Source organism: Marinitenerispora sediminis (assembly GCF_003336425.1).
Lineage (GTDB): Bacteria > Actinomycetota > Actinomycetes > Streptosporangiales > Streptosporangiaceae > Marinitenerispora > Marinitenerispora sediminis.
Genome location: NZ_QEIO01000013.1, coordinates 1 through 21,938, shown reverse-complemented (window position 1 = coordinate 21,938; position 21,938 = coordinate 1). Strand labels below are relative to the sequence as shown.

General features: G+C 72.2%; 22 protein-coding genes and 1 tRNA gene. 5 read left to right on the top strand and 18 right to left on the bottom strand.

From position 1 onward, the window contains the following. Positions 1-146: 146 nt before the first annotated feature. Positions 147-219 (bottom strand) — tRNA-Asn (locus DEF28_RS03950). Between the two features lie 207 nt (positions 220-426). Here DEF28_RS03950 and DEF28_RS03945 point away from each other — a divergent pair. Beyond that, positions 427-738, top strand: a complete 312-nt coding sequence (locus tag DEF28_RS03945; RefSeq protein ID WP_114396535.1) for a hypothetical protein — start codon at positions 427-429, stop codon at positions 736-738. Between the two features lie 85 nt (positions 739-823). Here the strand turns inward: DEF28_RS03945 and DEF28_RS03940 are convergent, their stop codons facing one another. Next, the gene (locus tag DEF28_RS03940) at positions 824-1,216 is read right to left on the bottom strand and encodes a thiol-disulfide oxidoreductase DCC family protein (RefSeq protein WP_114396507.1); all 393 of its coding nucleotides are present in this window, start codon (positions 1,214-1,216) and stop codon (positions 824-826) included. Between the two features lie 104 nt (positions 1,217-1,320). Here DEF28_RS03940 and DEF28_RS03935 point away from each other — a divergent pair, with 104 nt between their 5' ends. Then, positions 1,321-1,794, top strand: coding sequence for a pyridoxamine 5'-phosphate oxidase family protein (locus tag DEF28_RS03935; protein WP_114396506.1), 474 nt, complete (start codon positions 1,321-1,323; stop codon positions 1,792-1,794). Between the two features lie 80 nt (positions 1,795-1,874). Here DEF28_RS03935 and DEF28_RS03930 read toward each other — a convergent pair whose 3' ends face one another. The 3 genes from DEF28_RS03930 to DEF28_RS03920 are packed head-to-tail and all read right to left on the bottom strand — an operon-like array spanning position 1,875 to position 3,125. Beyond that, positions 1,875-2,063, bottom strand: coding sequence for a DUF397 domain-containing protein (locus tag DEF28_RS03930; protein ID WP_114396505.1), 189 nt, complete (start codon positions 2,061-2,063; stop codon positions 1,875-1,877). Between the two features lie 17 nt (positions 2,064-2,080). Beyond that, entirely contained in the window at positions 2,081-2,281 is a 201-nt protein-coding gene (locus DEF28_RS03925) for a DUF397 domain-containing protein (RefSeq protein ID WP_114396504.1), read from the bottom strand. Continuing rightward, positions 2,271-3,125 (bottom strand): helix-turn-helix domain-containing protein, encoded by an 855-nt coding sequence (locus tag DEF28_RS03920; RefSeq protein WP_158562759.1) that lies wholly within the window; start codon positions 3,123-3,125, stop codon positions 2,271-2,273. The genes DEF28_RS03925 and DEF28_RS03920 overlap by 11 nt, the downstream gene beginning before the upstream one ends. A 298-nt stretch (positions 3,126-3,423) precedes the next feature. On the opposite strand from DEF28_RS03920, the gene DEF28_RS27430 reads away from it, so the two are divergent. The 3 genes from DEF28_RS27430 (at position 3,424) to DEF28_RS27425 (ending at position 5,595) form a co-directional block, all read left to right on the top strand. Next, on the top strand, positions 3,424-3,930 hold the full coding sequence (locus DEF28_RS27430; RefSeq protein ID WP_158562758.1) for an ATP-binding protein: 507 nt from the start codon (positions 3,424-3,426) through the stop codon (positions 3,928-3,930). Between the two features lie 399 nt (positions 3,931-4,329). Then, complete coding sequence (locus DEF28_RS03905; protein WP_114396500.1) at positions 4,330-5,457, top strand: methyltransferase domain-containing protein; 1,128 nt, start codon at positions 4,330-4,332, stop codon at positions 5,455-5,457. Beyond that, positions 5,458-5,595: a hypothetical protein gene (locus DEF28_RS27425; protein WP_158562757.1), complete on the top strand. Its 138-nt coding sequence runs from the start codon at positions 5,458-5,460 to the stop codon at positions 5,593-5,595. 5 nt (positions 5,596-5,600) lie between these two features. Here DEF28_RS27425 and DEF28_RS03900 read toward each other — a convergent pair whose 3' ends face one another. The 13 genes from DEF28_RS03900 to arfA form a co-directional block, all read right to left on the bottom strand. After that, positions 5,601-6,092 (bottom strand): hypothetical protein, encoded by a 492-nt coding sequence (locus DEF28_RS03900; RefSeq protein ID WP_114396499.1) that lies wholly within the window; start codon positions 6,090-6,092, stop codon positions 5,601-5,603. Between the two features lie 80 nt (positions 6,093-6,172). Next, positions 6,173-7,096: an NAD(P)-dependent oxidoreductase gene (locus DEF28_RS03895; RefSeq protein WP_114396498.1), complete on the bottom strand. Its 924-nt coding sequence runs from the start codon at positions 7,094-7,096 to the stop codon at positions 6,173-6,175. A 258-nt stretch (positions 7,097-7,354) separates the two neighbouring features. Next, a complete protein-coding gene (locus tag DEF28_RS03890) occupies positions 7,355-8,212 on the bottom strand; it encodes a class II fructose-bisphosphate aldolase (protein ID WP_114396497.1) in 858 nt (285 codons plus the stop codon). Beyond that, the gene (locus DEF28_RS03885) at positions 8,212-9,690 is read right to left on the bottom strand and encodes a four-carbon acid sugar kinase family protein (RefSeq protein ID WP_114396496.1); all 1,479 of its coding nucleotides are present in this window, start codon (positions 9,688-9,690) and stop codon (positions 8,212-8,214) included. Before DEF28_RS03885 ends, DEF28_RS03890 begins: the two co-directional genes overlap by 1 nt. A gap of 115 nt (positions 9,691-9,805) precedes the next feature. Continuing rightward, positions 9,806-10,534 carry a FadR/GntR family transcriptional regulator gene (locus tag DEF28_RS03880; protein ID WP_114399596.1) on the bottom strand — a complete coding sequence of 243 codons (729 nt, stop codon included), beginning with the start codon at positions 10,532-10,534 and terminating at the stop codon, positions 9,806-9,808. Positions 10,535-10,981: 447 nt separating this feature from the next. Then, positions 10,982-12,331 (bottom strand): glycoside hydrolase family 18 protein, encoded by a 1,350-nt coding sequence (locus tag DEF28_RS03870; protein ID WP_114399598.1) that lies wholly within the window; start codon positions 12,329-12,331, stop codon positions 10,982-10,984. Positions 12,332-12,397: 66 nt separating this feature from the next. Next, positions 12,398-13,537, bottom strand: coding sequence for an RNA polymerase sigma factor RpoD (gene rpoD / locus DEF28_RS03865; RefSeq protein ID WP_114446106.1), 1,140 nt, complete (start codon positions 13,535-13,537; stop codon positions 12,398-12,400). 86 nt (positions 13,538-13,623) lie between these two features. After that, positions 13,624-15,498, bottom strand: a complete 1,875-nt coding sequence (gene dnaG / locus DEF28_RS03860; RefSeq protein ID WP_114399600.1) for a DNA primase — start codon at positions 15,496-15,498, stop codon at positions 13,624-13,626. 83 nt (positions 15,499-15,581) lie between these two features. Beyond that, positions 15,582-15,965, bottom strand: a complete 384-nt coding sequence (locus DEF28_RS03855; protein ID WP_147280208.1) for a hypothetical protein — start codon at positions 15,963-15,965, stop codon at positions 15,582-15,584. 331 nt (positions 15,966-16,296) lie between these two features. Beyond that, a complete protein-coding gene (mmsB, locus tag DEF28_RS03850) occupies positions 16,297-17,583 on the bottom strand; it encodes a multiple monosaccharide ABC transporter permease (protein WP_233515076.1) in 1,287 nt (428 codons plus the stop codon). Continuing rightward, positions 17,580-19,145, bottom strand: a complete 1,566-nt coding sequence (mmsA, locus tag DEF28_RS03845; protein WP_114399602.1) for a multiple monosaccharide ABC transporter ATP-binding protein — start codon at positions 19,143-19,145, stop codon at positions 17,580-17,582. The genes mmsB and mmsA overlap by 4 nt, the downstream gene beginning before the upstream one ends. Positions 19,146-19,161: 16 nt before the next feature. After that, positions 19,162-20,250, bottom strand: a complete 1,089-nt coding sequence (chvE, locus tag DEF28_RS03840) for a multiple monosaccharide ABC transporter substrate-binding protein (RefSeq protein ID WP_114399603.1) — start codon at positions 20,248-20,250, stop codon at positions 19,162-19,164. A gap of 103 nt (positions 20,251-20,353) precedes the next feature. Beyond that, positions 20,354-21,874 (bottom strand): arabinosylfuranosidase ArfA, encoded by a 1,521-nt coding sequence (gene arfA / locus DEF28_RS03835; RefSeq protein ID WP_114399604.1) that lies wholly within the window; start codon positions 21,872-21,874, stop codon positions 20,354-20,356. Between the last annotated feature and the right edge of the window lie 64 nt (positions 21,875-21,938).

The following is a 21,938-nucleotide window of genomic DNA, read 5'->3' as shown; positions in this document are numbered from 1 at the left end:
CGCGCGTTCTGCCAGATCGCGAGCACGTTCGGCCAGTTGCGAACGGTCATCGGGCCGGAGCACCGTCCTGTCCCGCGGTGTCATCGCATCAGCTTCGTTCAGACAGCAAGAAACCCCACCGGATCACCAGTGGGGCTTGTTCTGTGCTCCCGCGATTGGACTCGAACCAATAACCTGCCGGTTAACAGCCGGCTGCTCTGCCAATTGAGCTACGCGGGATCGCGTTCACCGTCGCCCTCGGATCCTCTGCCCCGCGGCGACATCCACTAGGTTAGCGCACCGCCCGCAGTGCTCGTGACGGTTTTCCCGGGCGGTACGGGCCCCACGTGGGATGCCGTGCCGCGGCGGCGCGCGGCGGCCGGAACGGCGGTGGGGCAGCGGGTAACGTTCAGCCTGGGATCGATCGTCGACGCCGAGAGGGACCACATGCGTTACCGGATCACCTTCGTCGCCGGACTCGCCGTGGGTTACGTGCTGGGCGCCCGCGCGGGCAAGGCCCGCTACGAGCAGATCGCGCGCACCGCGCGGCGCATCGCGGACAGCCCGGCCGTGCAGGAGACCGCCGGTCTGGTCGGTGCCCAGGTCAGTAACGCGACCAAGACCGTCTGGACCAAGATCAACGAACGCGTCCCGGTGACCTCGCTGCGCGACTTCCTCGCGCGGCCCACGCCGGAGGAGGAGGCCGAGGTCCGGCGGACCGAGCTCAACGGGCGCGCTCTGGGCGACGAGTACCACTGAGCCCGGTCCGACGCGGGCCCCCGGACCGGTTCGGGGGCCCGCGTCGGCGTCTGCGGCCACCAGTGCTCGGCTCCCGGAGCCGCGGTCAGTCCCGCGCGGCCGGCCACTGCTCGCGCGGCAGCGCGCAGGCGGGAGTAGCCCCGGGCAGCCGGTGCCGGTTCGCGGCGACCGCCCGGTACACGAGGCCGGCCGCCGTGCGCACGACCGGCAGCGCCATCACCGTGCCGAGGACCCGCCAGGCTCCCCGGGACCGCCGCAGCAGCGCCGCCACCGCCATGGCTCCGCCGTGCACCCGGCCGGCGGGCTCCACGAGCAGGACCTCCCGCCGGGCGCGCGCCGCGTCCACGCCGAGGGCACGCAGGTCGGCGGCCTGCCACGGTACGGGCGACACGGCGACCGGCAGCCGGAGGGCGGCGCGGACGCTGCGGGTGCAGAAGCCGCAGTCGCCGTCGTAGACCAGCGTGGGGCGGTTGGGCATGTGGCGGCTCCCTTGGTGCGGCGGGTCGTTCTCCGTCCTACCCGAGCAGGGCCGCGGGCGCTACCTGACACTGGATGTCAGGTAGCGGTTGGACACTGGGGCCCATGACAAGCTGGCAGACCTTCGCCGACGAGCAGCCCGAACTGGCCGCGGCGGTGCACGCGCGTTTCACCGCCGAGAAGCACCATGTGCTGGCCACCCTGCGCTCCGACGGCTCGCCCCGCGTCAGCGGAACCGAGGTGGACTTCCGTGCGGGCCACCTGCTGCTGGGATCGATGCCCGGCGCGGTCAAGGCGCGCGACCTGCAGCGCGACGGCCGGTTCGCGCTGCACGCCAACCCCGGCGACGGCAGCAACGTGGCCGGGATCGGCGACGCCAAGCTCTCGGGGCGGGCGATCGAGGTCACCGATCCCGACGAGCTGGAGCGCCACCGGACTCCGGGCACGCCGCCGGGGCCGTTCCACCTGTTCCGGCTGCTGCTGGAGGACGTGGTGGTGACGTCGGTGGAGAACGACGAGTACCTGGTGGTCCGACTGTGGAAGCCGGGGCAGGGGGTGCGGCGGATTCAACGTAAGTAGCTGCCGAGGGCGAGCGCGCCCGCGGCGGCTTAACGGAGGGATGACGACCCCGGAGGGGCCCGGGGTCGTCAGGTCGTGTCTCAGAGGTGACCGAGTTTCAGGTCACGGAGGAAAGCGGCCCACTCGGTCGAGGGGAAGGCGAGGTGGCCGTGGTGGCGGTGCTGCGTATCACGGACGTAGACGTCACGGTTGGTTTCGGCGACCTCCACGCACGCACCGGCGTTGCCGCCGCTGTAGCTGCTCTTGTGCCACTCTGGGGTGGACGCCATGAGACCTCTTCCCGAAGCTAAATCTCGTCCCGCTTCACCGACACAATGAACGCGCTCCACTCAGGGATCGAGAACGCCAGATGACCAGCCCGCCGGTTCTGCGTATCACGCACGAGAGCGGTGGTCGGCGTCTCCCGCACCTCGACGCACTCCTGCCTGGGGTTGCCGCTATAGCTCGACTTGTGCCACCCGCGAGGTGTCGCCGATTCATGGTTCATCTTGCAAACCTTCCAACTCTTTCCGTAGCAGGCTGAGAGACTGTGGTGGGGACAGCGCTGCGGCTTGCAGGGCTCCATACACCAGTCGGTACCGCGCTACATCAGTGGGCTCATCGATGATCTGCCCGGAGTGAATGCTCTCCGCGTACACCACGTCCGGGTTCGCGGGAGCTGAGATCACTCGGAACGGTCCGGCAAGCCCTGGATGGTGGGTCGTCGATACAGGGATGATCTGAACTGTCACCCTCCCTCGCTCCACGAGGTCCACCACCCAAGACAGTTGATTCCGCATGATCTCGGGTGATCCTACGCAACGTTTCACAATCATCTCATCGAGGACAGTCCACAGGATAGGCGACTCCGACTCCACGAACCGCTGACCCCGACCCAATCGAGCTTCAACGCTTGAGGCCAGAAAATCAGCGCTTGCCCACGGCGCAGCCGCTTTGAGCACGACACGGGCATATTCCTCCGTCTGCAACAGACCAGGGAAGAGCGTCGTCTGACAGTCCAGGATCGTCGTCGCCTCGCGCTCCAAGTCCGCCAGCGCGGTCAGCCATGCCGGACGTCCCCTGTCGGTCAGCTGCTCCCACAACCGCAGCAGCCGCCCGCCGGTCTCCAGTGCCTTGTCCAGCGACGCGACGAGGTAGGAGGGCGGGAACCTGTAGCCGGATTCGACGTTCGAAAGATGCGAGGAGCTCACGCCGACTTCGCGGGCGAGACGCTCTTGCGTCTTTCCCGCCAAACGCCGCGTTTCACGTAGAGTACGGCCAAATTTCAGCGCAACGCCGTCAGATTTTTTGACCATGATCTCAGTGAAGCACACCGATAGCTGCGGTGCCACAGCACCACAAACCCTTTCATCCCGCCACGACACTTCTCGACATTCTCCCGCCCTTGGTCACGCATGGCATTCATCGGACCGCTCCCCCAGGATGAATGAGCTGCCAGAACGCAGCACAAGAACGGCCCCACCAGGTGTTACGCCACCCGGTGGGGCCTACGGCCCACAACCTGACGGGAGCAGGTTCGGACGCAATGCCAAATGCTATCGCGACATATGTCCGAGACTGTCATGCACACCGAGCGGAAATTCACCGGCGTGGATTCCAGACCCGCCGCTCCATTTCCCGGGAGGAGGCATGACCATGCACCGCCTCCACGTCTCCCACTTCCCCGGCGCCCCCAAAAGCGTCGCCGCCGCCCGTGCCTGGCTCACCTGGTCGCTCGCTTCCCCCTTCGGCCCCGTCGTCCCCGACGAGGTCCAGGCCAACGCCGTCCTGCTCACCAGCGAGCTCGCCACCAACGCCCTGCGCCACACCACCAGCGGCGACTCCGGCACCTTCAGCGTCGGACTGGCCCTGTGGCCCCACGCGCTGCGCGTCTACGTCACCGACGAGGGAATCGGCGACACCTCGCCCACACTCAAGAACCCCGGCCTTATGGCCGAGAGCGGGCGTGGCCTCTTCCTCGTGGACGCCCTCGCGAACGCCTGGGGCCGCATGCCCGGCGAACCCGTCGTCTGGTTCCGCCTGGAGTGGCCGCCCCGCCAGGCGCCACCGCTCCCCCGTCGCGACCGGGGACGGCTCTACTTCCTCCCGCCGCATCCGGCGCACCCCCGGCCCGGCGCGGACCCGTCGCCCACCTGAGGGCCGTGTTCGGTCATTTGCGCTGGTGCAGACCACAGGGCGGGATGCACCAGCGCCGCATCGCGCAGGCCGACGGCGGCCTGCGCACCGCCCTCGTAGTCGAAGAGCACGGGAGACAGGAACGCCGTCCGTGGGCGGTGCCACGGCCGCGCAGGACCTCGGTGAAGCGGAAGACGTCGTCGATGGTGGAGTAGGCGTTACCCGAGGGCAGCTCCGCGTTCTCGTCGAGAACCTTGGTGAGCAGCTGGAGCAGGACCGGGGTGGTGGGACCAGTGTTCTGCTCGGTGAAGGAGACAGGGACCCGGCGCCCGCCTGATGGCCGGAGTGGGCCATTTTCGCTGATGGGAACCACAGCGGGGGCATACCCTCGCTGTGGCATCCCCGCTCGGAAAGGTCCCCATGCCCCCGCCCAACGGTGATCGGATCGCCGGTCTCTACCTCCCACCGGAATGGGCCGAGGTGTTCCGGGCCGCCCCCCGGCATCTCTTCGCGCCGAACGCGGGCTGGGACGCGGATCGCCGGGTGTGGATCGACCGGACCGCCGATCCCGAGAACTGGTGGGCGACGGTGTACGGCGACACCGCCATCGTCACCCAGATCGATGACGGCGCCACCGAGCTGACCGCCGAAACCGTGGTGCGGACGGCGAACTACACCTGCTCGCTCTCCGCCCCGGGCGTGGTCCTGGACTTCCTCCGCCTGTTGGCGCCCGACCCCGGCGACCAGACGCTGGAGATCGGCACCGGAACCGGATGGACATGCGCGCTGCTCTCGGCACGGGTCGGGGACCGGAATGTCACCTCGGTCGAGGTGGACCCCCGACTCGCCGAGCGCGCCGCCGCGAACCTCGAACTCGCCGCGTTCGCCCCCACCCTGATCGTCGGCGACGGCGCGTTGGGGTGGGCCGACCGCGCGCCGTATGACCGCGTGCACGTCACCTGCGGTGTGCGGGAGATCCCGTACACGTGGGTGACCCAGACTCGTCCGGGCGGCGTGATCGTGGCTCCGTGGATGGCGGCATCCGGCGCACGGCTGAAGGTGCGGTTCGTGATCGCCGCCAACGGCACCGCTGTGGGCCGTTTCCACGGTGGTGCGACGTACATGCTGCTGCGCGGCCAGCGGGAACCGCTCGTTCCGATCCACGGCGAGCGGCGGGAGTCGCCGGCCGGCGTGGACCCGCGCCGTCTCGATCAGGGCGGCGCCGGGCTGCGCGTGGCTCTGGCGGGTCTGCTGCCGGGAGTGACCGTGGGGGGCGGCGTGCGGAATCCGGTGGACGGCACGTTCCGGCTCGTCGTGCGAGACCTGGCGAGCGACTCACACGCCATCGCCGTGGCGCCGCCCGACGACGGCGCAGCGCAGGTGACCCAGCGTGGACCGCGTGACCTGTGGGACGAGCTGGTGACCGCGTACCGGGACTGGGTGAGCTGGGGCGAGCCGGACGCGGAGCGGTTCGGCCTGGACGTCACCCCAGACGGGCAGCGCGTGTGGCTGGACCGTCCCGCCACCCCTGTCGAACGGAGGACGTGAATGGGCAAGCATGGCGAGGCACCGGACTGTCCGGTCTACGGAGGTACCGGTGTCGTCGAGTCGACCCACGACGGCTCCGGCGGCCAGAGTTCGGACACGATGAGCTGCCCGGCCTGCCGCGGCACCGGAAAGATGTGACCGGGCTACAACCCCATCTGGTCGCGGACCTCGGTCAGCGCCCTGGCGGCGCGCTCGCGCACGGCCGGGTCGGTGGGATCCACGCCCTCGTCGTAGTACACCCGCCACAGCACGTCCTCGCCGTCGGGCGGGCGGCGGGCCACCAGTCTGGCGCCCCTGGGGTCGTCGGCGTCGCCGGTGAGCGGGACGTGCTGGGTGAACAGGATGCTCGCGGTCACCCGCTCGTAGACGGTCTCCGCGAGCCGGCCGGGCTCGGTGACGGTGTAGGTGTGCTCGCCGGCGCCCTCCTCGACGAAGGTGAAGCCGGCGCCGGTCCAGCGGATCTGGTCGACGTCCTGCCACGGAACGGCGCGGCCGTCGGGCAGGTGCAGGGCGCGGGTGGTGGCGACCAGTTCACCCTCGGGGGTCGTGCCGCGCGCCAGCGCCCGTTCGCCGGACGGCAGGTGGAGCCGGGACTCCACGTCCCTCGGTCGTCCGTACCGGCGCAGCCATGCCATACCGCCAGCCTAGCGGCGGCCGGGCGCACGCCCGGCCGCCGCCCTGGCCGCCGGGCAGGTGAGCAGCGCGGCGCGGCTCGTCACCGGTCCCCGGTGTCGTCACGTGGCGAGAGCACGGTGACCACGCTGGAGTCGTCCTGGGCGCCGAGACCGGCCCGCTCGCCGAGGAGGTAGAGCTGCTGGGCGGCCGCCGCCAGCGGGGTGGGCACGTGGGCGCCCTTGGCGACGTCGGTGACGATGCCCATGTCCTTGACGAAGATGTCCAGCCGCGAGCGGACCTCGGCACCCTCGCCGTACGCCTGGAGCATGCGGGGTCCCCGGTCCGCGAGCATGAAGGAGCCGGCCGCGCCCTGGGCGAGGCTGCCGACGACCACGGCCGGGTCCAGCCCGAGCCCGCGGGCCAGAGCGACGGCCTCGGCCGCGGCGGCGATGTGCACGCCGGCGAGCAGCTGGTTGATGGCCTTGAGCGCCTGGCCGTCCCCGGGGTTGGGCCCGACGATGGTGAGGGTGGAGGCGAGCCGCTCCAGCACCGGGCGGGCGGGCTCCAGCGCCGCGGGCGCCGCGCCCACGACGATGAGCAGGTCGCCGTTGCCGGCGCGGGTGGGACCGCCGCTGACGGGGGCGTCCACGGTCTGGATGCCGTACTCGGCGAGCCGGGCGGCCGTGGTGCGGGTGGCGTCGGGGCCGACGGTGCTGGTGAGGACGACGACCCCGCCCGGGCGCAGCGTCGTGGCGGCGCCGTCCGGGCCGAACAGCGCGGCCTCGACCTGCGCCTGGTCCCGGACGGCGACGAGCACGACGTCGGCGGCACGGGCCGCCTCGGCCGGGCTGGCGGCGTCCTCGGCGCCGACGGCAGTGAGGAGCGCGCGGCGTTCGGCGGCGACGTCGAAGACGGTGACCGGCAGGTCGGCGGCCAGGTGGCGGGCCATGGGCAGCCCCATGGCGCCAAGGCCGAGCACCGCGACGCGGGGCACGGCGGGCGTGGACGAGGTGGATTCGGACATGTTCGGGTCCTCAGTGTCGTGGGTGTGCTTGCGGGGGTCGGCCGCCGCCGCACCGGGACCGCCCGCCTCCGATCGGCGGGAGCGTCCGGCCGCGCCCCCCGTGCGGCGGTCGGAGGTGCTCCCGTGGCGGGATCGGAGTGGGCGGGGCCGTCCCGGCGGTGGTGCCGGGGGTCCGGATCCGGGCGCTCCTCCTCGCGGCGGCGCCCCCGGGATATCGCAGCTCCGCCCGGACGCGGCGTGTGCAGGCGGAGTGCCCTGTCAGGGCGCCGGCTCGGTGCCGGCGCGGCCGAGGAGCCGGATGATCCGCAGTGCGGTGTCGCGCACCGCGCCGCGGCCAGCCGCCCAGGTGGCGACGGTGTCGGAGGCGGGCAGCGCCTCCGGGAGGCGGTCGGCGACGGCGGTCAGGTAGGCGCGGCGCAGTTCGGCGTTGACGTTGACCTTGGCGACGCCGCGGTCGAGCGCGCCGAGCAGCTGCTCCTCGGGCAGGCCGCTCGCACCGTGCAGGACGAGCGGGACCGGCACGAGCTCGTGGATGTCGGCGAGCCGGTCGAGGTCGAGCCGGACGGGCGCGCTGGTGAAGCCGTGCACGTTGCCGACCGAGACCGCGAGCGCGTCCACGCCGGTGGCGGCGACGAACTCGGCCGCCTGGCCGGGGTCGGTCATGGTGCCGCCGGAGGCGTCGGTGGACACGTCCTCGTCGCCGGCGATCGCGCCGAGTTCCCCCTCCACCCACACGCCCGCGTCGTGGGCGCGGCGCACCACCGCGCGGGTGAGTTCGACGTTCTCGGTGAACGGAAGGTGCGATCCGTCGATCATGACGGAGGTGTAGCCCGCGGCGATGCAGGCGGCGGCCTCCTCGGGATCCCGGCTGTGGTCGAGGTGCACGCCGATCGGGGCGGCGCTGCGCCGGGCCACGCCCAGGGCGAGTTCGACGAGCGCGTCGCGTCCAGTGTGCCGGAAGGCGCTCGACCCGGCCTGGAGCAGCACCGGGGCGCCGGCCAGTTCGGCCGCGGCCGCGACAGCCTGCGCGGTCTCCAGGTTGTAGGCGACGAACCCGGGCACGGCGCGGCGCTCGGCGGCGGCGCCGGTCAGGACGTCGGTTCCACGCGTCAGCATCAACGGCTCCTGAGACGGTCGACAACGACGGCGAGAGCGTCGTCGTCCCCGACGTTGCCGGGGAACACGATGTAGGGGATGCCGGCGCCGGGCCCGGAGACCGGCTGCCACAGCGAGATGATGCCGGGGAGCATGGTGCCGCGTGCCCAGGCCCGGCGGACCTCCAGTCCCTCGGTGGCGATGTCGCTGGAGGTGATGCCGCCCTTGGCGACGACGAAGGCCGGCCGCCGTTCGGCCGCGATGGCGCGGACGGACTCGACCAGGGCCGCGGAGACCTCGCGGGCGATCGCCAGGCTGCTGTCGGCGTCGCCGCCCACCACCAGGTCGCGGCTGGTGCGCAGGACCACCTCGGTGCGGTCGAGGGCCGCGGCGCAGGCGGCCACGACCTCGGCGATGTGGCCGGCGCGCCGGTCGGCGTCCAGCAGGGTGGGCACGTGCAGCTCGAACTCGGCGAGGCCGTCGAGTTGGCGGAGCCGGTCGAGCTGGCGGGTGGTGAGTCCGACGTGCGAGCCGACGGCGATCAGGCCGTGCTCGGCGGCCGGGGCGCCGTCCCGGTCGGCGCTGAGGGCGCGAAGCGACTCGGCGGTGAGGGGCGGGCGGGCGTCCTGGCCGGAGCGGGCGCGTACGAACGAGGGGCCGACCCGGTAGAGCAGCCGCGTGCCGCGCGCCTCCGCGTCGGCGAGGGCGAGGGCGAGCACCCGCAGGTCGTCGTCGCAGGCGGCGTCGACCACGGCGGGGCGTCCGCCGCGCAGGCCGGCGAGCAGCCCGGCGACGTGCTCGGGACCGCGTTCCCGCAGGTCCGCGAGGGTCACGGCGAGGACGTCGGCGGCGGCCACGCGCCCGCCGGTCTTCTCCTCGATCCACGCGCGCAGGTCGGAGCTGCGGTAGCCGAAGGTCGCGTCGCGGGCGAACTCGCTCTGTCCCACCGGCAGCATGCGGCCGTCGGCGCGCATCCAGTGCGTGGAGTCGACGGTGAGCCGGCCCGGCTCGATGTAGGCGGGCACGACGACCACACCGTCGATCGGGCCGGCGCCGGTGGCGGCGAGCTCGTCGGCGATGACGTCGGTCTCCAGCGGGAAGTGGCCGCGCAGGGTGGAGTCGCTGCGGCTGGCGATCACGAAGTCCACGCCTTCGGCGGCCGACGCCGTGCGCAGCGCGCGCACGACGGCGCGGGTGCGCTCGGCGGCCTCCTCGGGGCCGAGGCTGCGGCTGTTGGTGAGCACGAACAGCGCCGTGCTGTCCTGGCGGAGCCCCCACCGCAGGTCGTCCACCTCCCACCGGGTGAGCACCGGGACGTCGGCGACCGTCTGGGTGCCGGTGGGGTCGTCGTCGAGCACGACCAGCCGGGGGCCGCCGGCGACGCGGGCGGCGACCTCGGCGGCCGGGACGGGGCGCACGGCCGGCTGGTCGGCCAGTAGCCGCTCCAGCGGTACGGCGCCAGCGGCCTCGGCGGCACCGGGCTGCGGAGGGTGGGACATGAGGTGTGTTTCCTTCGGTCGGGTGGGAACGGGGGCGGGAGGTGTCAGGCAGTCTGACCGTCTGTCCGATACCGTGCCCCGGGACCCGCTGGCCCCGGGACGGCCGGAGGCCCGGTCAGCCGGTGCCGGCGGCCTCGTCCGGCGCGGTCCTCGGCGCGACCACGTGGGTGTGCAGGTCGTCGGCGGTCTGGTTGAGGTGCGCCGTCATGGCCGTGCGGGCGCGTTCGGCGTCGCCGGCTCTGATCGCGTCGAGAATGGCCGCGTGGTGGTCGATGGCGTGCGCCCGGATCTGCGCGACCGCCGACGTCTCGCGGCGCGCCTCCACCAGCAGCCGCCCGAACGGTTCGAAGAGCAGCGGCACGAACGCGTTGCCGGTGGCGCGCATAACGCCGTCGTGGAAGGCGATGTCGGCCTGGACGAACAGTTCGACGTCGCTGGCACCGTCGGCGGCGCGCATGTCGTCGAGCAGGGCGGCCAGCTGCTCCAGGTCCTCGTCGGTACGGCGCTCGGCGGCGAGTTGGGCGGCGCCGGTCTCGATCAGCCGGCGGGCCTCGATGAGCCGGTCGGAGATGGCGGCGCTGGTGCGGGGGGTGGAGGCGGCGGCCCGGATCATGGGCTCCAGGGCGGTCCACTGGTCCGGCGGGTTGACGTAGGTGCCCCGGCCGCGCTGGATCCGCACGACGCTCTGCACCCGCAGCGCGGTGATCGCCTCCCGGACGGTGAGCCGGCTGACCGCGTACTTCTCGGCGAGTTCGCCCTCGGGCGGCAGCGCGCTGCCGGCGGAGTAGCGTCCGTCGATGATCGCCGTCAGCAGGTCTTCGGCGATCTCGTCCGACAGGGCCACCAGGGCCTCCTTCCACGCCGTCGTGTTCGATGGTGTGACATCAGACGTCTGATGTCACAGACGAAGGTACGAGGCGCGGTTCACATCGTCAAGCGGCCGAGCCGGGCGCCCACCATCGCCGACGCGGCCCGGACCCCCGACCACCCCACCGCGCCCGGTCGGCGACGGGGTCCGGAGGCTTGCCGCCATCGCCATCGCCACCGGCGACCGCGACGCCACCGACGAGATCCTCCTGCACGACCCCTGTGGCAGCGACTGGCCGGCGGGGGCGAACTCGTCGGGCTGCTGCTGCGCGGCGGGGGCGGCGGCGGTGGACACGGCTGCCCCGCCCGGCGCTCCGCTCGCCGGCCGGCCGGGCATCGGCGGGGAAGGAGCCCTCGTTGCGGGACCGGTCCGACAGCCGAGTCCCCCGCTCATCGGCGGCGGCGGCCGCGGCCGCCCGGCCGTTCACCCCTCCCCCAGCGACTCGTCCATCGCCGCCACCAGTTCGCCGTCGGGGTCCATGTCCAGGTTCCACAGCATGAGGCCGCCCAGCCCCCGCTCCCGGGCGTAGGTCCCCTTGAGCGCGACCACCTCCGGAGGGTCGAAGGTCCACCACGCGTCGCCGTCGTAGATCCAGTACGTTCCGTTCAGCGGGTCGAGGAACCGCAGGCCGGGGCGGTCCCGCAGGTCCGCATAGGCGTCCGTCCCCTCCCCGTACCCGCCCTCGGCCGGTCCGGCGGACGGAGCGTGGCGGCCGAACCCGTCCGGGGGGACGCCGCGCCAGCCGCGCCCGAAGCCGGGGAAGCCGACCACGAGCTTGTCGGCCGGCAGGCCGTGCGACAGGTAGCCCCGCACGGACCGGTCGACGCTGGTGGCGGTCGGGGCGTCCCGGGGGGCGTACAGCTGGGAGTGGTGGTCGGTGGTGGCGCTCCACGAGCCGGTGAAGTCGTAGCCCTGGACCGTGGCGAAGTCGACCAGGTCGTACAGCTCGGGCTCGTATCCGGCCCGCATGCGCTCCAGGTCGTGCGGCAGGGAGACCGACAGCGTGTACGTCCGCCCGGTCTCGGCCGACAACGCGTCGAGCTGGCGGCGGAACTCCGCGGCCAGCAGCGTGAGGTTGCGCCGGTCCTGCGGACGCGCCGCGTTCCCGGTCCGCCCGCCGCCGCCCGGCCACTCCCAGTCCAGGTCGACACCGTCGAAGACGCCCTCGGCCGCGCCCGGGCCGCCCTGGGGTTCGCCGTCCCGGTGCGGAAGGTCGCCGCGCAGCCACAGGTCCACGCAGGAGGCGACGAACGCGCGGCGGGACTCCTCGGTCAGCGCGGCGTCGGAGAGGAACGCCGACCCGTTCCAGCCGCCCAGCGAGATGGAGGCACCGAGTCCCGGGTGGCGCTCCCGGAGCGCGCGGAGCTGGTTGAGGGCGCCGGCGAGCGGCTGCCGGTAGCCGTCCGCCTCGCCCGACACGCTCAGCTCGGCCGGGTAGCGCCGCTGGTACAGCTCCCAGGCCTGGTTGCCGTCGGCCGGCACGCCGCACCGGCCGTCGGCGCCGACGTGCCCGAACGCCCACAGCACCCGGGTGAGGCGCTCGGCGGCGCCGCTCTCCTCGATGTCGCGGACGGTGTAGCCCCGGTTGGCGATGTTCCACTCGGCGAAGTAGGCGATGCGCCGCGGCTCCCCGTCCGGTTCGGCGCGCGCGACGATCACCACGAAGGCGCTGGTCAGCACCGCGCCGAGCAGGACGGCCGCAGCCAGTGCGGCGACCGCGCCCGGGCGCCGGCCGCCGGCGCGGGTCGCGCGGGCGCGCTGGTCGGCAGGCATCACGTCCGACGGTAGCCGCGCCCCGGGCCCGGCGCACGAGGTTCGCCGGACCCGGCCACCGGCCGGTCATTCCAGGTAGTCGCGGAGCATTCTGGCCCGCGATGGGTGCCGCAGCTTCGCCAGGGTCTTGGACTCGATCTGCCGGATGCGCTCACGGGTGACACCGAACTCCCGGCCCACCTCCTCCAGCGTGCGCGGGTGGCCGTCGGCCAGTCCGAACCGGAGCCGGATGATGCGCTGCTCCCGCTCGGACAGCGCCCCCAGGAGGCCGCCGAGCTGGTCCTGCAGCATGACGAAGGCGGCGGCCTCGACGGGGGCGACGGCGTCGGAGTCCTCGATGAAGTCGCCGAAGTCGGAGTCCTCCTCGCCGATGGGCGCCTGGAGTGAGACGGGCTCCTGGGCGAGGCGCTGGATCTCCTGCACACGCTCGTCGCCGAGGCCCATCTCGCTGGACAGCTCCCCCGGGGTCGGCTCGCGGCCGAGTTGCTGGTGCAGCTGCCGCTGCACCCGCATGAGCTTGTTGATGGTCTCGACCATGTGCACCGGGATGCGGATGGTGCGCGCCTGGTCGGCGATGGCGCGGGTGATGGCCTGCCGGATCCACCAGGTGGCATAGGTGGAGAACTTGTACCCCTTGGCGTAGTCGAACTTCTCCACCGCGCGGATCAGGCCGAGGTTGCCCTCCTGGATGAGGTCCAGGAACAGCAGGCCGCGCCCGATGTAGCGCTTGGCGATCGAGACCACCAGCCGCAGGTTGGCCTCGATCAGCCGTCCCTTGGCGCGTTCGCCGTCGGCCGCCAGCTCCCGGAGTTCGACCGCGCTGTGCGGGACGCCGCCGCAGGACGGCGGGGGCGCGGGAGGGGACGGGCCGAGCTTGTGCTCGGCGTACAGGCCGGCCTCGATGGCCTTGGCGAGGTCGACCTCCTCCGCCGCCGAGAGCAGCGGGATCCGGCCGATCTCGCGGAGGTAGATCCGCACGAGGTCGCCGGTGGGGGCCCGGCGCGCGGACTCGGCCGCGGCCGCGGGCTCCTCGGCGGCCGGGTCGACGACGTCGACCCCCTGTCGCGCCAGGCCGCGGACGACCTGGTCGAGGACCTCGGGCGGGGCGTCCAGGCGGTCGAGGACGGCGGCGACGTCGGCGGTGGTGACCGGTTCATCGGATTTTTCGCCCGCGACCAGCCGCACCACCTCCTGAATGGGCGGCATCTCGCTGGGCAGCGCCGAAAGAGCCACGAATACAGTGTGCCCGCTCCGCCGCCGGAATGGAGAGGACTATTATTGTCACCTCGGTGTTACGCGGTTCCGGCGACACGCTCCCGCATGACGCGTTTCCGCTGGCCAACGGCCATGAGCTCGCCGAATACCCGCTGGTATTCCTCGGCGTCGGCGACCGCGTCGAGACGGCCCAGCCGCGATTTGAGGTTTGCGATCTGCCGATCGATGGAATGAATTGTGATTGCGCCGAGTATTTCCGTGGCGAAATGCTCGTCGAGCTCTCCATAGACCTCGATCGGCTCCACGGCGAGTTCGGTGACGAAGCCGCGCTGGGCGTCGTTGGGCGCCGCGTCGCGCAGCCGGGCCGCCCATCGCGCGGGGTCGTCGGCCGCCGCGGTGCCGCCCTGGGCGCGGATCAGCTCCTGCACCGCGCGGTGCTGCGGCACGGTGAACGCCTCGGCGTCCAGCCGGTCGAACTCCGCCGCGAGGGCGGGGTGCTGGAGGGCGATCTTGAGCGCCTGCCGCTCCCGCTGGACCACGGGGTCGCGGCGGTCGTAGCCGGCGGTGTCCGGGCCGCCGGCGGTGCGGGCCGGCTGCGGCCGGCCCCGGCGCGCGGTGCGGCCGCCGCTGGCGAGCTCGTCGACGCGGCGCAGCACGTAGCTCTCGTCCATGAGGCCGACCCACTTGTCCAGGCTGACGCCGTAGAACTTGCGGATGCCCTCGTTGCGGATTCCGGCGACGATGGGGGCGGCGGCCTCGAAGGCGGCGATGCGCCCCTCGTAGGTGTCGAGGTTGTGGTTCTCGATCTCGCTGCGGATGGCGAACTCGTACAGCGGGCGCTTGGCGGCCACGAGGTCGCGCACCGCGGCCTCGCCGTGCTTGAGGCGCAGGTCGCACGGGTCGAGGCCGTCGGGCTGCACCGCGACGAACGTCTCGGTGACGAACCCGTGCTCCTCGGCGAAGGCCCGCAGGGCGGCCTTCTGCCCGGCGGCGTCGCCGTCGAAGGTGAAGACGACCTCGCCGCCGAACTCCGAGCGGCCGAGCAGCATGCGCCGCAGGATCTTCAGGTGCTCCTCGCCGAAGGAGGTGCCGCAGGTGGCCACCGCCGTGGTGACGCCGGCCAGGTGGCAGGCCATGACGTCGGTGTAGCCCTCGACGACGACCGCCTGCCGCTCACGGGCGATGTCGCGCTTGGCGAGGTCGAGCCCGTACAGCAGGTGGCTCTTCTTGAAGATCGGGGTCTCTTGGGTGTTGAGGTACTTCGGCCCGTCGTCCTCGGGGTCGAGCTTGCGCGCACCGAACCCCACGACCTCGCCGGTGACCTCGCGGACCGGCCAGACCAGCCGGTTGCGGAACTTGTCGTAGGGGCCGCGCCGGCCCTGGCTGGCCAGGCCGGCGAGGATGATCTCCTTGTCGGCGAACCCCTTCTTGCGCAGGTGCGTGGTGAGCGACTCCCAGCCCGGCGGCGCGAAGCCGACGCCGAACCGCTCGGCGTCGGCCCGGGTGAACCCGCGGTCGCTGAGGAAGCGCCGCCCTTCCTGGGCCCGGGGGGAGAGCAGCTGCTCGACGTAGAACTCGGCCGCGGCCTTGTGCGCGTCGAGCAGCCGCTGGCGCTGCCCCTGGTCGGTGCGCTGGGTGTAGCCGCCCTGCTCGTACTGGAGCCGGATTCCGGCTCGCTGGGCGAGGCTCTCGACCGCCTCGACGAAGCTGAGGTGGTCGATCTTCTGCACGAAGGCGATGACGTCGCCGCCCTCGGAGCAGCCGAAGCAGTAGAACAGCCCCCGGCTCGGCGTCACGTTGAACGACGGCGACTTCTCGTCATGGAAGGGGCACAGGCCCTTCAGCGAGCCGCCGCCCGCGTTGCGGAGCTGGAGGTACTCGCCGACCACGTCGGCGATGGGGGAGCGCTCGCGCACGAGCGCGACGTCTTCGTCTCGAATCCGACCGGCCACAGTCCCTCAGACTACGTCGCCGCGCCCGCTGGTTTCATCCCGATCGGCGGGCTGTGCGGAGAGGGCCGGACGGCGCGCGGACGTCAGCCGACCTCGGAGTTGCGGAGCGTCCCGGTGGCCGTGTACGCCTGCCGGAGCACCCCGTAGAGCTCGTCGAGCTGGGTGCGCACCTTGGCGATGCCGAGGGCTCCTCCGGACACGCCGGTGCTGTTCAGCAGCAGCGACACCGTGTGGCTGCCGTCCGGGTTGGCGTCGAGCTTGAGGGCGTACCTGTAGTGCATCGCGAAGGCGCCGAGCAGCATCGCCTTGACCTTGCTGCCCTTCTCGGCAAGGCCCTGCTGCGGGTTCTCCCAGGTGTAGCGGTACCCCTGCTGGGCGAGGGTGCTGTGCAGCACCTCGCGGGAGGCGTCGGGGTGGGCGTCGAGGTGGAACTTGGCGAAGGTGGCCATGGTGTGTCGTTCTCTCACCGGTCGTGGATGGGTCGACCGGGGCCGGACGCGGGCGGCGCGGCGGGTACCCCGCACCACCGACGTCCGTCCCGGTTATTCGCAGGACCGTAGCGGCCGGTCCACCCGGCTGCCCACCGGAAAGAGATCACGAACTGCTTACAAATGCCAACGGATACCCGTGAAGCGCAGCGAATCCCGGCGCTCACTGCAACTCACCGGCGTTTCCGCCCTGTTCGCCGGTTCGCCGGTTCGCCGGTTCGCCGGGCCTTCGGGCCTTCGGGCCTTCGGTGCGCTCGGCGGTCCGCGCCGCGGGCCGTTCCGGTAACCGCCGGCCCGGCCCGCGGCCGCCTCAGCCCCGGCCGGATCCGGTCGCGCGGGCGGCCGGCGGCGGTGCCCCGGGCTCGCTGCCGCCGTCCCCGGGCGGCGGCACCGGACGCTGCGCCGCGCGCCGCCGGGCGGCGCCGGACGTGCCGACCCGGTTCTTGTTGTAGATGTCGAACGCCACGGCGGCGAGCAGCACCAGGCCCTTGATGGCCTGCTGCCAGTCCACGCCCAGGCCGATGAGCGACATGCCGTTGTTCATGACGCCCATGACGAGCGCTCCCACGACCGCGCCGACCACGGTGCCCACACCGCCGGCGGCCGACGCGCCGCCGATGAACGCCGCGGCGATCGCGTCGAGCTCGAACATGGTGCCCGCGCGCGGGGTGGCCGCGTTCAGCCGGGCCATGAACACCAGGCCGGCCAGGGCGGAGAGCACCCCCATGTTGACGAACACCCAGAACGTGGTGCGCCGCGTCTTCACGCCGGACAGCATCGCCGCCTTCTCGCTGCCGCCCACCGCGTAGATGCGCCGGCCCACGGTCGTGGAGTTCATGACGAAGGAGAACGCGACGATCAGCGCGACCAGCACCAGGCCGACGATCGGGATGCCGTTGTGGATCGCGAGCACGTAGGCGAACACCATGACCACCACGACCAGGGCAGCGCACTTGGCGACGAAGAGGTTGCGGGAGCCGACCGGCAGCCCGTAGCGCAGTCCGCGTGCCCGGATCCGCACCTGGCTGGCGACCAGCGCGGCGCTGGCGAGCACGCCGAGCAGCAGGGTCAGCAGGTGCACCTCGCCGCCGGCGACGTCGGGAACGTAGCCGCTGCCCAGGGCACGCAGCGACTCCGGGAGCGGGCCGATCGACTCGCCGCCGAGCACGATCATCGTCGCCCCGCGGAACACCAGCATCCCGGCCAGCGTGACGATGAACGCCGGGATGCGCACGTAGGCGATCCAGAACCCCTGCCAGGCGCCGATGAGCCCGCCGGTGAGCAGGGCGAGCACCACGACCACGGGCACCGGCAGCCCCCAGCCGGTGAGCATCACCGCGGAGGTCGCCCCGACGAAGGCCACCACCGAGCCGACCGACAGGTCGATGTGGCCGGTGATGATCACCAGCATCATCCCGATCGCCAGGATCAGGACGTAGCTGTTCTGCATGATGAGGTTGGTGATGTTGAGCGGCCGGAGCAGCAGGCCGCCGGTGAGGATCTCGAACAGGATGACGATGACGGCGAGCGCCATCACCATCCCGTACTGCCGGGCGTTGCTCCGTATCGCGTCGCGGATGGCTGTCATCGGTGTCATGCCTCGCTGGTGGTCGGGGCCGCGGCACCGGCGGGGCGGGCCGCCGTCATGAGCCGCATGAGGGATTCCTGGTCGGCCCGCCCGCGGGGCAGCACGCCGGTGACGCGGCCCGCGCTCATGGCGTAGACGCGGTCGCACATGCCGAGCAGCTCGGGGAGCTCGGAGGAGATGAGCAGGACGCACTTGCCCTGGTCGGCCAGGCGGTGGATGATCTGGTAGATCTCGTACTTCGCGCCGACGTCGATACCGCGGGTCGGTTCGTCGAGGATGAGCAGGTCGGGTTCGGCGAACATCCACTTCCCGAGCACGACCTTCTGCTGGTTGCCGCCGCTGAGGTCGCCGGTGCGCTGGAAGACGTCCCGGCTCCGGATCCGCAGCCGCTCCCGCAGCTCCCCGGCCCGCAGCACCTCCTGCCCGGGGTCGAGGACCCCGCGCCGGCTGACCCTGCCGAGCGCGGCCAGGGTCATGTTGCGCCGGATGTCGTCGTCGAGGATCAGCCCGAGCTCCTTGCGGTCCTCGGGCACGTAGGCGATGCCGTGCGCGATAGCGTCGCCGACGTCGCGGACGCGGATCTCGCGGCCGTCCTTGTGCAGCGTCCCGGCGACGTAGCGCCCGTAGCTGCGGCCGAACAGGCTCAGGGCGAACTCGGTGCGCCCCGCGCCCATGAGCCCGGCCATGCCCACGATCTCGCCGCCGCGCACCGCCAGGTCCACCCCGTCGACTACCCGGCGGTCCAGCCGGGTGGGGTGGTCGACCGTCCAGTCGCGCACCTCGAACCGGACCTCCCCGATCCGCGGGGTCCGCTCCGGGTAGCGGTGGTCGAGGTCGCGGCCGACCATGCCGCGGATGATGCGCTCCTCGGTCACTTCGCCGTCGGCGGTGCGCAGCGTCTCGATGCTGCGTCCGTCGCGCAGGACGGTGATGCTGTCGGCCACCTGCGTGATCTCGTTCAGCTTGTGCGAGATGAGGATCGAGGTGAGCCCGTTGCCCTGGAACTCGCGCAGCAGCCGGAGCAGGTTGGCGCTGTCGGTCTCGTTGAGCGCGGACGTCGGCTCGTCCAGGATGAGCAGCCGGACGTCCTTGGACAGCGCCTTGGCGATCTCGACCAGCTGCTGCCGGCCGAGGCTGAGCGACCCCACCGGGGCGGTGGGGTCCTCGCGCAGCCCGACCCGGGCCAGCAGGGCCCGGGCGTCGCCGATGGTGCGCCCCCAGTCGACGACGCCGGAGCCGCGGGTGCGCTCGTTACCCAGGAAGATGTTCTCGGCGACGCTCAGCTGGGGGATGAGCGCGAGCTCCTGGTGGATGATGGCGATGCCCGCGGCCTCGCTGTCCCGGATGTCGCGGAACGCGCGGACCTCGCCGTCCACGAGGATGTCGCCGCCGTAGGTGCCGTGCGGGTACACCCCGCTCAGCACCTTCATCAGGGTCGACTTGCCGGCCCCGTTCTCGCCCATCAGGGCGTGGATCTCCCCGCGCGCGACCCGTAGGTCGACGTTCTCCAGCGCGAGCACGCCGGGGAACTCCTTGCTGATCCCGCGCATCTCCAAGATGGTGTCGGTCATCGCGGCCTCCGGCCGGCTAGTCGGCGAGCTGTTCGGCGGTGTGGTAGCCGCTCTCGACCACCACCTCCTCGTAGTTGTCCTGGTCCACCGAGACCGGTTCGAGGAGGTAGGCCGGAACGACCCGGACGCCGTTGTCGTAGCTCTCGGTGTCGTTGACTTCGGGCTCCTGGCCGTTGATCACCGCGTCGGCCATGCCGACCGCGACCTCGGCGAGTTCGCGGGTGTCCTTGAACACCGTCTGGGTCTGCTCGCCGGCGATGATCGACTTGAGGGAGGCGACCTCGGCGTCCTGGCCGGTGATGACCGGCATCGGCCGGTCCTCGGTGCCGTAGCCGACGCTCTTCAGCGAGGAGATGATGCCGATGCTGATGCCGTCGTAGGGGGACAGCACGGCGTCGAGGTGCTCGTCGCTGTAGTTGGCGCTGAGCAGGTTGTCCATGCGGGCCTGCGCCGTGGCGCCGTCCCAGCGCAGCGTGCCGATCTGCTCCATGGAGGTCTGCCCGCTGCGGATCACCAGGTCGCCCGAGTCGATGTAGGGCTGCAGCACCGACATCGCGCCGTCGAGGAAGAAGGAGGCGTTGTTGTCGTCCGGCGAACCGGCGAACAGTTCGATGTTGAACGGCCCCTCGCCGTCGGCGAGCCCCAGGCGCTCCTCGATGTACTCGCCCTGGAGCACGCCCACCTGGAAGTTGTCGAAGCTGGCGTAGTAGTCGACGTGCTCGCTGCCGAGGATGAGCCGGTCGTAGGAGATGACCGGGATGTCCTGGTCGGCGGCCTGCTGGACGACGTCGGTGAGGGCCGCGGCGTCGATCGGCGCGATCACCAGGGCGTCCACGTCCTTGGTGATCATGTTCTCGATCTGCGAGACCTGGTTCTCGACCACGTCCTCGGCGTACTGCAGGTCGGTGCTGTAGCCCATCTCCTCGAACTGCTCGACCATGCTCTCGCCGTCCAGCACCCAGCGCTCGGAGGACTGGGTGGGCATGGCGATGCCGACCATGCCGTTCTCGCCGCGGGCGGCGTCGCCGACCGCGCACGCCGTCAGCGTCGTCATCAGCAGCGCCGCGGTGGCGATCGCCGCGGCGGTGAGTCGTCGGGTCCTCATGTCTGCTCCCTCCGGCGCCGGCCCGCCCGGCGGTGCGCGCGGACCGGCGCCGATTCACTGGTGGGTTCGGTGCGGTGGGGATGGAAGGGGTGGACGGCGGGTCTCACTCGTCCTGGACGGCGGTGAGCTCGATGACGGTCCAGGACACCTGCGGCAGCACGACGCGGACGCGCGCGCTGTCGACGGTGGCGTCGGGGTTGGGGTGCGGGACGACCCGGTCGGGGTCGTCAGGGGTGTTGACGGCGCGCGGGTCGTCGTCGGCGACGGTCAGGCAGCGGGCGATGCGGCCGGCGCCGAGCGCGCGGGCGTCGATGTCGAGCTCGACCCGCTGGTCGGTGGAGCGGTTCACCGCGAACACCGCGGTGGTACCGGCGTCGGCGTCGTGGGTGGCCACGGCGTCGACCACGGGGACCGGGCCGAACCGGGCGGTGTCCTGGACCGGCCCGGCGGGCTCGACCCGGAGCACGTCGCCGGCGGCGGTGTGCGCGGTCAGGGAGAAGGGGTGGAAGGTGGTCTGCCGCCACGCGCGCCCGCCGGGCTCCGTCATGATCGGGGCGATCACGTTGACCAGCTGGGCCTGGCAGGCGGCGGTGACCCGGTCGCTGTGCCGCAGCAGCGAGATCAGCAGGCCGCCCACGACCACCGCGTCGGCGACGTTGTACACGTCCTCCAGCAGCGGCGGCGCGACCGGCCAGTCCTCACCCGTGGGCGGCCGGCTCGGGGAGCCGCTCTGGTACCAGACGTTCCACTCGTCGAACGACAGCATCATCCGTTTGGGGCTGCGGACCCGGGAGCGGACGTGGTCGGCGGCGGCGACGACGGCGTCGATGAACCGGTCCATGTCCACCGCGGAGGCGAGGAAGCTCGGCAGGTCGCCGTCCTTCTCCTCGTAGTAGGCGTGCAGGGAGATGTAGTCGACGGCGTCGTAGGCCTCCTCCAGGACGGCGGCCTCCCACTCCGCGAACGTGGGCATGCCCAGGTGCGAGCTGCCGCACGCGACGAGTTCGAGGCCGGGCTGGAGGAGCCGCATGGCGCGGGCGGTCTCGGCGGCCAGCCGGCCGTACTCGCGGGCGGTCTTGTGCCCGATCTGCCAGGGGCCGTCCATCTCGTTGCCGAGGCACCACATGCGGATGCCGTGCGGCTCGGGCGACCCGTTGGCGATCCGCCGGTCCGACCAGGTGGTGCCGCCGCGGTGGTTGGCGTACTCCAGCAGGTCCAGCGCCTCCTGGATGCCCCGGGTGCCGAGGTTGACCGCCATCATGGGTTCGACGCCGGCCCGGGCGCTCCACCGGACGAACTCGTCGAGGCCGACCTCGTTGGTCTCGGTGCTGTGCCAGGCGAGGTCGAGCCGGGTGGGGCGCGACTCACGCGGACCGATCCCGTCCTCCCAGCGGTAGCCGGAGACGAAGTTGCCGCCGGGGTAGCGGACCACCGTCACGCCGAGCTCCCGGGCGAGGTCGAGGACGTCGGTGCGGAAGCCGTCGGCGTCGGCCGCGGGGTGCCCGGGTTCGTAGATGCCGGTGTAGACGCAGCGGCCGAGGTGCTCGACGAAGGAGCCGAAGGTGCGGCGGTTGACCGGGGCGACGCGGAAGGCCGGGTCGAGAGTGATCGAGGCGGTGAGCATCGGTCGCGTTCTCCCTGCGAGTGGGGTGCGTGCGTCGGTTCGTCGCGGGGGGCCGGGGGCAGTG